Here is a 13,997-nt window from a genome sequence, read left to right on the forward strand (position 1 = left end):
CTTTTAAAATAATCGTTATAATTCAGGTGCTTCATACTCATATTCGACAGATTCTGGTGCTACGTTTGCCCGTTCTAATGCAGGGGTATCTTTACGTGAAATTTGGTATACAGCAGAACCAATAATGTTTCCTACATCCTTCAATTTTTCTTTACTAATGTATTGAATCAAGTCATCTTCAGTATGATACCATGGTTCAAGTGGTGTATGGATGAACAAAGCAGCCGGAATACCAGCATCATGGAAGGCAACGTGATCACTGCGGCTAAGTTGACTATACGGAACCACATCGCTTACTCTTGAGCCTGCTGCAGCACCTAAGTCTGTCACAACATTTTGTTCACCATCAACGGTAAACATCACAAGGTCTCCAGCATCAGCACTCCCGACCATATCCAATTGAAACATGGCAACTGTATTCGCAATTTCCTCTTCAGACATTTCTTCCACATATTTCTGTGAACCTAACAAACCATTTTCTTCAGCACCAAAAGCAACGAATTTAATTGTTGTATCTGTTGGTGTTTTCGCAAAAACTCTGGCTAATTCAAGCAACACACCTGTTCCAGATGCATCATCATTAGCTCCAGGTCCATTCGGTACAGAATCATGGTGAGATCCAATCACAATTTGTTGTCCTGTATCATGGTTTTTATTCGGTTCTTTTACAGCTTCTACATTATATGAAGTAATTTCCTCTCCATTCCATGTTTGTGCCGTAAACTGTTCAACATCTACATCTTCATACCCAAAATTTTCAAATTGATCTACTAGATAGTCAATCGTTTGGAGTTCTCCTTCAGTTCCTGCAGCTCGTGAACCAATTTCTTCAGATAGATAAGAAATATGCTGATAGATGCTATCTACATTTATCCGTTTGACAATTTTGTTATCAAAGGCTTGATAAGATTGTCCCTGCGCTGAAACAAAGACAGGGGCCATCACCATAGCGAAGATCATCATCAAAATACTTGGCACTTTTACATTTTGATTTTTCAAAACAAGCCACTCCTTTCCTTTTTATTACACATATTCATTTCTCCGTCCTATCAGCATTCCCCTTCTATTTTTTGAACATTGGTAATATTGATACATGAGTCAAGTCTATAATGATTCATATGAACTAAAACCTATCATTCAAAAATAGACATTATTCATCACTCACAAACAAAATATTATAAATAAATCTAAAGTTCTGAAACCAACTAATCACTCTTTTCGTCTAATAAAATAGATGAGAAAAATTTGTGAGGGGATTGTAATGAAAAAAACAGGTATTGTTTGGTCGACTATTCTTTTAGTCTTTATGCTATTCATGATGACTATGATAATAGAAGATCAGACGACAACAACTATTGATGAAGTGGTAGAGGAAAACCCCGCCCAGATTGCAGGTTACTCAACAGAATATCAGGATATTCTATATACAACAAAGAGAGAGGAAATGATTTCTAAGTTTCTGAATGCAATGGAACAACTGGAATTTGAAAAATCCACCTCTGAGTCTGTATCGCCAAATCAGAACGTACAATTGTTTAACAAAGAAGGCAAGCTCATAGCAAATGTTGAAATTTCAGGAGAGAAACATATTACAATTAATAATGAAACCTTTAAGCTTGATGAATCTTCTTCAGAAATATTAAAGCCCTTTTGGGATCAATTCTATGAACAAGCCAAAAATGAGAATGTTACCTTTTAAAATGATAGGGAAGATTGGGTCAACAGTTTTTTAAAGGAAAAAAACTAATAACTAGCTATTCTGCCTTCATTTGATAGCACTTCTTCTCTTCCACTGGGCGTATATTTCAATAATCCCTATAAAAATAATCACCCAAAATCCGGATTGGTCAGGTGAAAATCCACGTGCAGACTCACCACCTAATCCTGTTAATAAAAGGATAAGTGCAATAAGATAGATAAAAATTAGGACTGACTCTATAAAGTGATGATTTTTCTGGTTGCGACCAGAAATGATAATGGAGACGGCTAAAGCAACTAGTAGTACCCAAAAAAGAGCTCCTTTAACGTATCCGGCAAAAACCAATTGAGGGAAAAAATCCAGTATCATGAGTAAAGTTAATAATAAAATGGCAATAATACCAAAAATAACAGATTTCTTATTCATATAATCCCACCACCTTTTACAAAGCCAGTTAACATGATTTGACTAATTCCTTTTCAATATCTCCAGCTATTTTTTCTGGTTTTGTGCTTGGGGCATACCGTTTAACGACTTCTCCATTACGGTTAATGAGGAATTTTGTGAAATTCCATTTAATATCCTCGGTCAAAATCCCTTTTTTCGCACTCGTCAAGTATTGAAATAATGGATGAGCATGTTCTCCTTTTACATCAATTTTTTGAAACATTGGAAAATCTACACCATAATTTGATTGACAATAATGAATAATCTCATCCTGTTGCTCAAATTCCTGATTCGCAAACTGTGCACACGGGAATCCTAAGATAGCAAAATCATCATCTTTATATGAATCATATAGATTTTGAAGTCCTTTAAACTGAGGTGTGAATCCGCATTTACTGGCTGTATTTACAATTAAGAGAACCTTTCCCTGATAATTTTCAAGGAATACTTTGTCCCCATTTGACAAAAGAGCTGTAAAATCATAGATACTATTTGGCAAAAATCATTACCTCCTTCTGAAATTACTAAAATGATTTTTATTCTTGGTTAATCCATATACAAGGATAACAGGTCGTTAACGTTAAGACTTTAACCTCACATTCTATTCTAATAACTTTGCACTATGTGAGGACTGACTAGAATGACAGGAAAAACAGAGCAGCTTCCCGCACTCATATACGCCATCAAGGAATCCGTTTTTACAATACACCATTTCACCACAAGTTCGACAATTCCCAACAAGCTCCTTCACTAATCTCACACCCTTCATATGAAGATTTAATTGAACCGCTACATTCTATGTATCATTTAGATTTAGAAACACTTCTTATTCAAGATCAGGGAATAGCTCTCCAATACCGCAATGAAATCTGCTTCTCACCTGTTTCCGTTTGAGTCGTTTTTTTCTTCTCAAAAGTGAATCCTCGTGCTTCATAAAAAGGAATACCTAGTTGATTGTCCTCCTGCACAGACACCCATTGCCTCTTTATGCCCCATTTCAGCTGCTCTTTTGTAATGGCCTCAAGCAGCTTTTTTCCGATACCCTTATACCGATAATGTTCATCCACATAAAAAACAAATACTTCACCTAGTTCAGGACCTGTTTTTCCACCGCCAATTACTCCGACAACCTTCGAATCAGCCAGAGCTATATGGGTATATGTTCCACTTTTTATGTCATCTTCAACTTTCTTGTGGTTGTACCAGTACTCAACCGTTTTCTGTTTATACTCTTCACTGAATTTATTTTCTACAGTTTGTCTCCAACCTCTGGCACAAATAGATGCGATAGTTTCTGCATGTTCAGGTTTTGGTTTTTGGATTACAATTTACACTGAAAATACCTCATTTCCTATCAATTAAAAAATATTGCTGCCCAAAGAACTCCTAAACAAATGCAATAAGAGCTCCTTTTTAGCAATGTATGAACTGAAATAATCCCTAGGTGATTCCTAGGAGAGATAAAGGAAACCACGACAAACGGACAAAAGTTGACTGATCGTACGTAGGTAAACGAAGTCTCGCTAGGCGAAGCACAACGGCTATTCCTGAATGTTTATCCACAGAGCTTCCATTTTATCCTTTTCTATACCACAAAAAGAAATCGAGCATAAAATAATAGTGCTCGAATTTTTACTTGCTGACTTTCCGTATGATTTGCTACTTTGCTCTAGGTTCACTTTCAAAGCCGATTTTCTTATGTGTTCCACCGCAAAATGGTTTATTTCCAGAATGACCGCAGCGACATAGAGAAAAACTTGATTTCGTTTCAAACACATTCCCTTCTGAATCAACCAGCTCCACATCTCCTTTAATACGGTAAGATCCATTGTCATTTACTTTAATGGTTACTTTCTCACTCACAACAATCCCTCCTCTTTTCATTTAATGAATAACTATATCTTAATATAAAATAGCGAAAATTTAAAATATTTGTTATTGGGGACAGTCCCGGGCAAAGGACAGTAAATCAGTGTAATAAAAGTCAGCTTTAGCTGTTTCCTTTCGATCACCTATTAATACGGTTTTGGTTCCTGCTGCTTTTCCAGCCTCAATATCCGATGTACGGTCGCCGACCATATAACTCTTTCCCAGGTCAATCTCATATTTATGTGCTAGGTCTTCAAGCATTTTCGGCTGTGGCTTACGACAGAAACACTTTGCGTGAGGTTTATGGGGACAGTAGGCAATATCATCAATCCTTGCTTCGAATGAGGCTAAATCTTCTTTCATTTTTTGATGAATGGCACCAAGTTCCGTTTCTTTCATATACCCAAGACCGATACCTCCCTGGTTTGTTACTACAAAGACTTTAAAGCCTTTATCATTAAACAAACGAATCGCCTCTCCTGCTCCATCGAGTAAGTAAAAATCACCAGGGTGATTTACAAATTTGACTCGTTCACTTAATACCTCATTTATTACACCATCGCGATCTAAAAACATTCCAATGTTCATACAATCACCTTTTCAAAGCCATCTTATTATTAAGAAGTATGACCATTGTCAGGAAACTTATGATACATATAACTCGAACATCAATCTATTTTTCATAGAAAGGAGATAGATATCATGCTAGTTTTCATAACGGCTTCATAGAATAGTAACAAAAGTAAAAAGGAGGTGAATGTATGGTATACGGCGGAGGATACGGTGATATGTTTGTGCTACTCGTCGTTCTTTTTATTTTGCTCATTATTGTGGGTACTAATTTTGGCAGCAGCTATTAGTGAGTAAAGTATTTTTGAGTCAGTCATACCCTCTTTTTACCGTAACCCATCAACCCATCCCCTTCCCCACTGTTCTAAGTGGGGCTTTTTTTCTGTCGACTCTTTACAAGTTTAGAGGGTATATTTATAAATGGACACAGAATAAATCTAAATCAAAACTCCAGCCACTGCACAATTGAAAAAATGGAATTCCTTAAGCACCCTCACTACTTGCTCCTCATTGTTCCGTTAAGGCAATTCATTTCCAGCCGCACGATAGATTTCATACCATTCTCTTCTGGTTATTTCTACATCTGATGCTTTAGCAATATTTGTGATACGCTCTGGACTCATCGTTCCGAGGATTGGTTGAATTTTTGCAGGATGACGTAGTATCCAGGCAATGGCAGTTGCCGATTTATTTATCCCATATTTATCACCTATTTCCTGAAGTTTCACGTTTAATTCCGAAAACTTGTCATTATCAATAAATACTCCTTCAAAAAAGCCATATTGGAAAGGCGACCAGGCTTGAATGGTCATATTATGTAATCGACTATAATCCAGTATACTACTATCCCGATCAATTCCATTTTCATGCTTCATATTCACATATAGCCCTTTATCAATCATCCCTGTGTGCATCACACTCAACTGCAGTTGATTCACAATCAAATCCTGTTCTACATATTTTTTTAACAATTCAATTTGTAACGGATTGTGATTACTAACACCAAAATGACGAACTTTTCCACTTTCGTTCAGTTCATGAAAAGCTTCGGCTACCTCTTCTGGTTCCACTAATGTGTCTGGCCGATGTAAAAGTAGTACATCAATATAATCTGTATTTAAACGTCTTAGGCTTTGTTCGACGGAACCGACAATATGTTCTTTGGAAAAGTCAAAAAACCCCTTTCTTATACCCGTTTTAGTTTGCAACACCATTTTTTCACGTACAGATGGGTTCATTCCAATTGCTTCAGCAAATATTTCTTCTGATTTTCCTTCTGCATATATGTCTGCATGATCAAAAAAATTAATTCCTGCATCTAATGCTGTCTGAATCACATTTTCCGCTTCATTTTTATGAAGCTTTCCCATCCTCATACAACCTAATGAAAGATTAGAAACGTATAAATCGCTTGTACCCAGGTTCATTTTCTTCATAAGAAAAACTCCTTTCTGTTCTTTCTTTTATTATACAACACAAATAAAAAAATTGAGCAATGATGATTGATAAATAATGTTCCTCCTGAATACATTGATAAAAACGATGAAAGAAGGGATACTTTGTATTATTCATCCCCTCAGGTACGTGTGAACAATCGTGAAGTTTCTTCTTATCTTAAAGTCGTAGGTGAAGGAGTGATTTCCGTTAAACCTGATCAGGCAGCCATTTCATTAGGTGTTATAACGGAAAGAAAGAGTCTGCAGAATGCCCAGCAAACCAATGCTAAAATGACTTCACAAGTTCTTTCTGCCCTGCGAAATTTACAAATTCCTAATGAAAATATTCAGACCACTACCTTTCGAATCAACATGCAATATGATTACAAAGATGGTGACCAAATCTTTCGAGGTTATCGGGTAACCAATATCGTTCGTGTAACGGTAAATGATATCAATCAAGTCGGGCTGGTTGTTGATACAGCAGTAGAAAACGGAGCCAACACGGTAAATGATATTGAACTAATGGTATCAGACTCAGCTCCCTATCAGCAGCAGGCACTTTCAAAAGCTATTCAAAATGCCCAGGTAAAAGCCAACACAGTGCGTCAGACGACTGGATTATCCATTCAAACCATCCCTTATAAAGTAAAGGAAATACGTTTTCAGGAAACGGATAGACCTAAAACCATGGTTTTAGGGGTAGCTACAGAAAGTCCAGCTACACCGGTTGAACCCGGGATTATCGATATAAGATCAGTAGTAGAAGCAAAATTCTTGATTACATGAAAGCGTTCATAAGTCTCCCTTACTGGCTAGCACTGCTTCTCTTTTTATTTATGATCGGTGATATATATTACATAACCGATAAAACGAGAGAAAGAATCAATCCAACCGCCGTAATCATTCCAACAACCGCACCTCCGTCCTCATAGGCTTCAGGCATCATCGTTGAGCTTACCATCGCAACAATTCCACCTGCTGCAAACGTGTTTATAATGGCAATGACATGACCTGAGACATCATCTAACAGCACATATCCTGCTAATGAGCATATCCCTGTTACAATAAAAACAGTGGTCCATAGAAGTAAAATTTTCCCTTTTGTGTACTGATCCTGTTTTAAACCGATTGTACTCGATAATCCCTCAGGCAGGTTGCTTACAAAAATGGCAATAACCAAAACCATACTCACCTTTGTATCAATCATACTTATACCAATTACAACCGCTTCAGGAAGTGAATCAATCATCGTACCAATAAATATAGCCAACCCAGAATGACCTTCTGGGTTTTGCTTAGAACGTTTTCTTTGATTTGCACCCTTTTTATCAAGAAAAGCATTAATAATCGTAAACAAAAGAGCGCCAGTAATAAAGCCTATTGTTGTCGGAGCCAATCCCTCATCCTCAACTGATGGATACAGCATTTCGAAGGATGACGCACCAATTAATACACCAGATCCAAAAGCCATTACATAAGCGATGAATGTCTTTTTAATATCAAAATAAAGACCAATTAATCCCCCAATAAAAAGGGCTGAACCTGCAAGTCCACCCCATAATAATGCTTGTAGCATTTATTGATCTCCTTTAGTTTATTTTAGTACTTCTTATCTTTCCAAGCGTTCACCTATACCATTCACAAAATCGTATATTTAGAGTGGTAAAAATTCATTGAAGATTTTTGCGGAATAGTGATATAATTTTCACACCATAAATAGAAAGAATGATGTAAAATGAGTGAATTACAAAAAGCTACATTTGCAGGTGGATGTTTCTGGTGTATGGTCAAGCCCTTTGACCAATGGGAAGGTATTCACGGTATTATATCTGGTTATACAGGTGGACATGTAGAAAACCCTACTTATGAGCAAGTAAAAACAGGCGAAACTGGTCATTATGAATCTGTACAAATCACCTTTGACCCTGCAGTATTTCCATATGAAAAATTATTAGAACTGTACTGGCAGCAAATTGACCCAACTGATCCTGATGGGCAATTCCATGACCGTGGCAGCCAGTATCGAACCGCCATTTTTTATCATAATGAAAAACAGAAAGAATTAGCTGAGAAAACTAAAGCGGATTTAGCTGCGAGTGGGAAGTTTAAAGATCCAATTGTAACGGAGATTTTGCCTGCTCAAACGTTTTTTGAAGCAGAGGAGGAGCATCAGGATTTTTATAAGAAAAATCCTGATGAATATCAGGAAGATCGTGCAAAGTCAGGTCGGGATGAGTTTATTGAAAATTATTGGAGCTAAGCTTAAGTAGAAGAACAAACACTTGGATGTAATTAAGTAGTTCAGTTTTGGAGTACAAACAATGCATTATAAAATGAGCGTTGAATTGCAAAGCAATTTGACGCTCACTGTTGATTGTTATATAAATGTTCATTTGTATTTTGAGTAGTTATTTACACAGGGAAATGCAACCCCATTTGCAAAACTACAATAATTATTGAAAACTTGCAAAATCACGTGTAAAAACCAATGTAATTTGAGGTACAAAAAAGAGCAATTTCCTTATCGGAAAATGCTCAGTCTTATTAAACTAAAGCCCCAGATAGTTCAAAGTCTATTCTATATCATCACTTGAATATTTTTCTGGTAATAACTCTATTGCATTTCACTTTACTAATTCACCATTATAGGAAATGATTACATTCGTATCTTTTTATTAATCTTCTTGTAGAAACGCTATCCTATAGTTGAATAGCAAGCTCAACTATTATTAAGTTCATCTAACAATTGAATTATCTCTTGGTTCTGTTTTACTTGTGTTTCACTATTTGATTTGATTTTATAAATCCATAGCAATACCAAAACTACCGTAATAGGCACACCGATATATACAAACAAAAACCAAATAAATGCTAAACCACCCATTACACCCCACTTTTTGTCCTTCAAATCATCTTCCTTATTGCATAAACCTGCTCCGTTAGCTCGTTAGCTCAATATCTCCTAAACTAATGTTAACATAATATTCCAATTATTTATCGGATAAAATAAAGACGACCAAAATGTTGATCGCCTTGTTTAACTATTGCACTCGTTTGATGAATAAGGATAAATGGCTATTCACTAGAAAAAGGATTGATTATCTTCCACCCATTTCCTTCAAATAACTTTCTTAGCATCCATAGATGGTCACTTCCAATTATGAGCAGTATGCGGTCATCAGAATTACTCGTTTCAACAATATTTTTGAAAACCATCAATTCTCTTTCCAACCATTTGTTTAAAAAGTCAAAACCAATCATTTTTTCATTGTTATCAGTTACAGTAACAAATGATAAGTACATTCTCTCTAGTTCTTTAGTAGTTTCATTGTTATTTAATTTTCTAAACGAATTAACCAATGGCGTGTTAAGACTAATATCAGGAGCATTTTCACTAATGACCTTCATTGTATTTAGTAATTCAGGATACGAACCTTGAATTAAGGCATTAAGTTCCGTCATATCTTCTTGGGAAATTTCCCCTGCCCAATTCACTGCATATACTTCCTTGTGATTTAACTTTTTGGCTAACCTAAATCCAATTTGTTGAATTTCATCGATTGAATAATTTCCATTTGATTTTTGGTATTCTATATTTAGTTCTTTATCTTCTGACTTTTCCCATTCCACAGCGACTTTAGTTGGCTTGTAATGTGCTAAATACTCAACTAACTCTATTACTTCCTTTTCTTTTTTTCTATTAGTTCTTCGTCTTGTTCAAAATGATAAGTCCCGACAAGTATTATTTCTTTTTTCAAGTATCTCTCCCCCAGTTACTTTGTTCCACTAACCTGCCCTTTAATGCAATAAGGTCTACGTTTTTGTTCCAGATACGCCCCCGTTTGTTTAATAGCTATCATTTGCTTAAACTGTCTAACAAAACAAAACCAAAGACAATTCCAGCTGTTGTTGTCAATGTTGTATTGCCTAACATTACCAACTCTCTGCTAAATAGCAAATTCACCTCAGAATAGTAAGACAGTATTGGGAGTATCGTGATATATAAGGAGGTACACCTACTGCAACTATCTTTATCCAATCAAACTTCCATTGTTTATTCTCTTTAATTTCAACAATTAGCTTAGGCAATCGTAAGCTCATACCTATGAAAATAGGAAATACGGCTGAAAATAACAAAACAGACATTAAATCAAATGTTATATCCGCTTTTTCCTCTAATCGAATTTGATACTTCACACCTAGATAAAAAACAAATCCCATAATAACCGTACAACCGAAATAATATAAAAATCTTTTCATTTCAAATTTCCCCTTAAACTATATTTACTTTATATAAATACGATTGCTCTCTTGATATGTTTCAATATTCAGTTAAGTTTACTTGTTAAACTCTTCTGCTCCTTTAATTCAATAAAACAAGCTATTCTCCTTCTTGAAGAATAGCCCCGCTAAATGAATTGCCCACTAATTTAGAATTTCACTATTTGCATTTCGTATTTTAATTTCAAAAGAGGTAATATTGGAAACTGACTTTAGTTCTAGTTTATTTAATATTTCTTTTGCAGTTTCTTCAATATCCGAAGCTAACTTGTTGGTATCTTTACTTGAACCTTCTATGGATGTTTGTATGGTAATGCTTTTTTCTTTACTATCCGTAGTTATATCTCCTACATTATACTCTTTTAGACCTTTGTTCAATCTAGATGTTATTTGTAAAAAATCTTGGTTAATTCTTCTTTATTCTTCTTTCAATGAAGGTACTTCGAGTCTTTCTACAATAACAGAATAGTCCTTTAAAGGAGTTGATTTTATGATGTTTTTTACAGTGGACTCCATTTCACCTTTAACTGATTTAAAATAATCTTGTTCCTTTTTAACTTGTATTCTTAATTCTTTATGTGAATTCGTTATACTTCTCACCAAGCTGTTCTGTTACCAATTCTATTGTAGATATTATTTGATTTCTTTCTTTAGCGGTTAAAGATTTTGGTTCCTCTTCGTCTGCAACAGCCGTATTAGCTTCTGAAAAATAGCTTGTCAAAGTATGTGTAGTTATTCCAATCAGCATAAGTATTCCAACAATCATAAATGTCCTTTTCACCATATAATCCCTCCTTATTAGGAGGGTACGTACAACCACTAATAGTTATCCCTAAAAAGTACCAATATCATTTTTGAAAATTCATCTTACTTATTGTAGATACGCACCCGTTAACGTAATAAAAGTGTTTGAATCGATACGAATAATAAAAATAGAAAAACAACAACAAGTAACCAACCATACGCTTTTCGCTCTTTTTGAAATTCTTCTACCCCCATTACCAACAACATTAAACCTAAGAAGAACATCATATAAGGCTGAAAATTAAAATCACTCGTAATTAGTCCATAAACCGCAAATACCATAGCTATTATCGAAAAAATATAACGTAAAATCTTCAGCAAATAAACACTCCTTTTATTGAACAATCCTACTCCGTTAGCTCAATATCTCCTAAACTAATGTTAACATAATATTCCAATTATTTATAGATAAAATAAAGACGACCAAATTGTTGATCGCCTTGTTAAACTATCGCCCCCGTTAGTCAAGAACAAGTTCTATTTATATATAATAAAAGCAACAACTCCTAAAACGGCTAAGAAACCTGTTCTAAATATAACCTTTTCCTTTGTAGTAACACCTATCTTATTATCTGCAAATTGAAAGTAAGTAACAAGTCATAAATAACCAAACATAGTCAATGCCTACCCAATTGTATCTTGGATAACAGTTATGTGCCTCACTGCGGCTAACCCTACAAGCAGAAGACCTGAATATCCTATTACCAATCTGAGATATTTTTTCTTATTCTCGTCGTTCATATCTTATCCTCCCAAAAATCTTCTGCAACTAACCTGCTCCTTCGTAAAATGCCCGTTAGGATTCCTTATCGGCTGTTACTACCCCTCCCAGATAAATAATAGTTACGGGATATCTTCCAAGTATTCATTACTGGTGAATGGCCCGAAGTGCTTTTCCCTTATCATCAAGTTTTACATAAATTTTATATTCATCACCTAAATCACTGTATGCTCCACTTGGTGAAGTTGACACATTCGAAATTGATGCAACTCTGTACATCACTTGATTTGCTTTTAACCGATCGATCACCTTGTAGTAATCCTGTTGATTAAATGTGGTGTATATTAGAGTCTTTTTTTTCGAAAAACAATACTCAAGGAAATTTACAATAAAATCCAACACACATTCCCCCTTAGGAAGGTCTCTATTACTATACTTTATGTGTGTACCCTCTTAATTAGAAGAATTCTCATGAATGGAAGTCTTTCTTCAGCACATAACTTGCTATATAATAATCCATTTTCTCCTCATAAAATTGATGAGCATCCTTTCTATGTAATCCAGATGAAAGAGCTATCCGCTCATATTGATGTTCTTTAGCCCATTTTTCAACAAAGGAAAGCAGTTTTCTTCCATACCCGTTTGAACGATTTCTAACATCTGTTACCAAATCGCAGACCCATACAAACCTGCCGTAATATAAAGTAATCATTGGTTTAAAACCAGTCACTGCAACCAGCTTATTGCTATCATATAGAACTGCCATTTTATATCGATCATTCTCCATAGCTTCTAACACTAAATCCAGATAGGTTTCCTCATCAAGATGCGTTCGTAATTGTTTCATTAGGGGATATGCCTTCCGAATTTCTTCCTTCGAATCTAATTCTTTTATTGTCATAGTTTCCATCCTGTCATCCTCCATATAACGATTTAATCTTTATCTGTATATAAGGCTGCAACCAATTGAACAATAAATAACAAGATAATAATTACTAGATCGTTTTTCATTTCATCCATATACGATTTACCCATTACTAGATTGAAAATGATGATGACGGAAATCCCGCCCGAAAAGGTTGAAATCCAACGTTTTATAGATTTATTTAAAGACAATTTCTTCACTCGATTGCTTCCTGACATTGACTTTCCTGCCAGGAGTCGAATTTTGCTATTGCAGTGAAAAATTCTAAATATTCCCGTTATTTATTACCCTTATTTTACCATTTGTTTATGGAAATCACCACTAGTGGATTAGGTGGATGGTTAATAACTTTTCTTTCTTCGTACTAAAGATGCTCCATGTTCAAGTGTTTTAAAAAACTTCTATAGATCATCCATCCTATTAAATTCTTGTTCTTTGAAGCAAGTGATGAGATTATGTATGTTTCTATTGGAAAAACATACATAATCCGGCTACTATCAGAAATAATAAATATAGAAATGATTTGTAATGGAGGATACCGGAATGGCAGAAGAAAACCTACATCAACAATTACAGCAGGTAAGTAAACAAATTGATAAGGCAGAGGAAGCTGTTCGTCTATCACAGGGAACAGACTTTCAACTTGTCCAACAAGCAAAACAGCAACTAAAACATGCAGAGCAAAATCTGCAAAATGCTCAGGATCAATCAGGAACTGAGGCAACAGAAAATCCACAATTTCAACAAGCATTTGAACAAATTCACAATACACGTCAGCACATTCAAGAGGTTGAACAGCATAGTGATGACGTATAACCCACATACCCAAACGCTTGGATAGCATCCAAGCGTTAGTTCATGAAAATCAATCTACCCATTTACACCATCTTGCGGATTCCATGTACCCTGCCATTTTCTAATATAGATAATCTGTCCGGTATGGTAGGTCGTATGAATCGTCAAGTGGGCTAGTTCAAGTGCCATATTATCGAGTTTATTCTCACCTGCCTCACGGACAACTTCTGTCCATTCAGACATAATATTTTGGATACGTTTAACCGCAGCATCCCAACTTAATTTCTCTCTGTTTGTAAACGTATTGTTATCCTTATTCTTTTCATTTGGTATGTCTTTGAACCGGTTTAAATAACGTTGATTATAGAAAATCAAATGATTCACAATCTCAAAAATCGAGTTTGTTGCTTCACTAGGCTTCCATTTTGCTTGTTCTTCAGTAAGACC

23 protein-coding genes are annotated in these 13,997 nt (G+C 35.3%); 5 read left to right on the forward strand and 18 right to left on the reverse strand.

Annotation, left to right across the window (positions count from 1 at the left end; genetic code table 11):
• Positions 1-15: 15 nt before the first annotated feature.
• Positions 16-999 (reverse strand): M20/M25/M40 family metallo-hydrolase, encoded by a 984-nt coding sequence (locus BMX63_RS14415; protein WP_245732843.1) that lies wholly within the window; start codon positions 997-999, stop codon positions 16-18.
• A 262-nt stretch (positions 1,000-1,261) separates the two neighbouring features.
• Here BMX63_RS14415 and BMX63_RS14420 point away from each other — a divergent pair, with 262 nt between their 5' ends.
• Positions 1,262-1,699, forward strand: a complete 438-nt coding sequence (locus BMX63_RS14420; RefSeq protein WP_093136912.1) for a hypothetical protein — start codon at positions 1,262-1,264, stop codon at positions 1,697-1,699.
• Between the two features lie 66 nt (positions 1,700-1,765).
• Here BMX63_RS14420 and BMX63_RS14425 read toward each other — a convergent pair whose 3' ends face one another.
• From BMX63_RS14425 to BMX63_RS14445, 5 genes are all read right to left on the reverse strand, one after another.
• Positions 1,766-2,125, reverse strand: a complete 360-nt coding sequence (locus tag BMX63_RS14425) for a hypothetical protein (RefSeq protein ID WP_093136914.1) — start codon at positions 2,123-2,125, stop codon at positions 1,766-1,768.
• A gap of 28 nt (positions 2,126-2,153) precedes the next feature.
• Positions 2,154-2,645, reverse strand: a complete 492-nt coding sequence (locus tag BMX63_RS14430; RefSeq protein WP_093136915.1) for a glutathione peroxidase — start codon at positions 2,643-2,645, stop codon at positions 2,154-2,156.
• Positions 2,646-2,982: 337 nt separating this feature from the next.
• The gene (locus BMX63_RS14435) at positions 2,983-3,474 is read right to left on the reverse strand and encodes a GNAT family N-acetyltransferase (protein WP_342733268.1); all 492 of its coding nucleotides are present in this window, start codon (positions 3,472-3,474) and stop codon (positions 2,983-2,985) included.
• Between the two features lie 331 nt (positions 3,475-3,805).
• On the reverse strand, positions 3,806-4,030 hold the full coding sequence (locus tag BMX63_RS14440) for a CDGSH iron-sulfur domain-containing protein (RefSeq protein WP_093136917.1): 225 nt from the start codon (positions 4,028-4,030) through the stop codon (positions 3,806-3,808).
• 51 nt (positions 4,031-4,081) lie between these two features.
• Positions 4,082-4,603 carry a D-glycero-alpha-D-manno-heptose-1,7-bisphosphate 7-phosphatase gene (locus tag BMX63_RS14445; protein WP_093136918.1) on the reverse strand — a complete coding sequence of 174 codons (522 nt, stop codon included), beginning with the start codon at positions 4,601-4,603 and terminating at the stop codon, positions 4,082-4,084.
• 173 nt (positions 4,604-4,776) lie between these two features.
• Here BMX63_RS14445 and BMX63_RS14450 point away from each other — a divergent pair, with 173 nt between their 5' ends.
• On the forward strand, positions 4,777-4,875 hold the full coding sequence (locus BMX63_RS14450; protein WP_093136920.1) for a YjcZ family sporulation protein: 99 nt from the start codon (positions 4,777-4,779) through the stop codon (positions 4,873-4,875).
• Positions 4,876-5,103: 228 nt separating this feature from the next.
• Here BMX63_RS14450 and BMX63_RS14455 read toward each other — a convergent pair whose 3' ends face one another.
• A complete protein-coding gene (locus BMX63_RS14455) occupies positions 5,104-6,021 on the reverse strand; it encodes an aldo/keto reductase (protein WP_093136922.1) in 918 nt (305 codons plus the stop codon).
• 150 nt (positions 6,022-6,171) lie between these two features.
• On the opposite strand from BMX63_RS14455, the gene BMX63_RS14460 reads away from it, so the two are divergent.
• Positions 6,172-6,810, forward strand: a complete 639-nt coding sequence (locus tag BMX63_RS14460; RefSeq protein WP_177167331.1) for an SIMPL domain-containing protein — start codon at positions 6,172-6,174, stop codon at positions 6,808-6,810.
• 67 nt (positions 6,811-6,877) lie between these two features.
• Here BMX63_RS14460 and BMX63_RS14465 read toward each other — a convergent pair whose 3' ends face one another.
• The gene (locus tag BMX63_RS14465; RefSeq protein WP_093136925.1) at positions 6,878-7,600 is read right to left on the reverse strand and encodes a ZIP family metal transporter; all 723 of its coding nucleotides are present in this window, start codon (positions 7,598-7,600) and stop codon (positions 6,878-6,880) included.
• A 159-nt stretch (positions 7,601-7,759) separates the two neighbouring features.
• On the opposite strand from BMX63_RS14465, the gene msrA reads away from it, so the two are divergent.
• Positions 7,760-8,284, forward strand: a complete 525-nt coding sequence (msrA, locus tag BMX63_RS14470) for a peptide-methionine (S)-S-oxide reductase MsrA (RefSeq protein ID WP_093136926.1) — start codon at positions 7,760-7,762, stop codon at positions 8,282-8,284.
• A 459-nt stretch (positions 8,285-8,743) separates the two neighbouring features.
• Here msrA and BMX63_RS14475 read toward each other — a convergent pair whose 3' ends face one another.
• The 9 genes from BMX63_RS14475 to BMX63_RS14515 all read right to left on the reverse strand — a co-directional run bounded on the left by BMX63_RS14475 (position 8,744) and on the right by BMX63_RS14515 (position 12,955).
• Positions 8,744-8,932 carry a hypothetical protein gene (locus BMX63_RS14475; RefSeq protein WP_093136928.1) on the reverse strand — a complete coding sequence of 63 codons (189 nt, stop codon included), beginning with the start codon at positions 8,930-8,932 and terminating at the stop codon, positions 8,744-8,746.
• Between the two features lie 167 nt (positions 8,933-9,099).
• Positions 9,100-9,654, reverse strand: coding sequence for a DUF5694 domain-containing protein (locus BMX63_RS14480; protein ID WP_093136929.1), 555 nt, complete (start codon positions 9,652-9,654; stop codon positions 9,100-9,102).
• Between the two features lie 330 nt (positions 9,655-9,984).
• Positions 9,985-10,284 carry a hypothetical protein gene (locus BMX63_RS14485; RefSeq protein ID WP_093136931.1) on the reverse strand — a complete coding sequence of 100 codons (300 nt, stop codon included), beginning with the start codon at positions 10,282-10,284 and terminating at the stop codon, positions 9,985-9,987.
• Positions 10,285-10,449: 165 nt separating this feature from the next.
• Positions 10,450-10,683 (reverse strand): hypothetical protein, encoded by a 234-nt coding sequence (locus BMX63_RS18135; RefSeq protein WP_093136933.1) that lies wholly within the window; start codon positions 10,681-10,683, stop codon positions 10,450-10,452.
• Between the two features lie 196 nt (positions 10,684-10,879).
• Complete coding sequence (locus tag BMX63_RS14495) at positions 10,880-11,089, reverse strand: hypothetical protein (protein WP_093136934.1); 210 nt, start codon at positions 11,087-11,089, stop codon at positions 10,880-10,882.
• A 107-nt stretch (positions 11,090-11,196) separates the two neighbouring features.
• Positions 11,197-11,430, reverse strand: a complete 234-nt coding sequence (locus BMX63_RS14500; RefSeq protein ID WP_093136936.1) for a DUF3953 domain-containing protein — start codon at positions 11,428-11,430, stop codon at positions 11,197-11,199.
• Positions 11,431-11,977: 547 nt separating this feature from the next.
• Positions 11,978-12,229, reverse strand: coding sequence for a hypothetical protein (locus BMX63_RS14505; protein WP_093136938.1), 252 nt, complete (start codon positions 12,227-12,229; stop codon positions 11,978-11,980).
• A gap of 70 nt (positions 12,230-12,299) precedes the next feature.
• Positions 12,300-12,740 carry a GNAT family N-acetyltransferase gene (locus tag BMX63_RS14510; protein ID WP_093136939.1) on the reverse strand — a complete coding sequence of 147 codons (441 nt, stop codon included), beginning with the start codon at positions 12,738-12,740 and terminating at the stop codon, positions 12,300-12,302.
• Between the two features lie 23 nt (positions 12,741-12,763).
• Positions 12,764-12,955, reverse strand: coding sequence for a hypothetical protein (locus tag BMX63_RS14515; RefSeq protein WP_093136941.1), 192 nt, complete (start codon positions 12,953-12,955; stop codon positions 12,764-12,766).
• 343 nt (positions 12,956-13,298) lie between these two features.
• Between BMX63_RS14515 and BMX63_RS14520 the strand changes: the two genes are divergently transcribed.
• Positions 13,299-13,571: a hypothetical protein gene (locus tag BMX63_RS14520; RefSeq protein ID WP_093136942.1), complete on the forward strand. Its 273-nt coding sequence runs from the start codon at positions 13,299-13,301 to the stop codon at positions 13,569-13,571.
• Between the two features lie 54 nt (positions 13,572-13,625).
• Here BMX63_RS14520 and BMX63_RS14525 read toward each other — a convergent pair.
• Positions 13,626-13,997 (reverse strand): DinB family protein (locus BMX63_RS14525; RefSeq protein WP_093136944.1); only part of this gene is annotated, 372 nt, incomplete at its 5' end.

The organism is Salinibacillus kushneri (assembly GCF_900111405.1).
Classification (GTDB): Bacteria; Bacillota; Bacilli; order Bacillales; family Alkalibacillaceae; genus Salinibacillus; species Salinibacillus kushneri.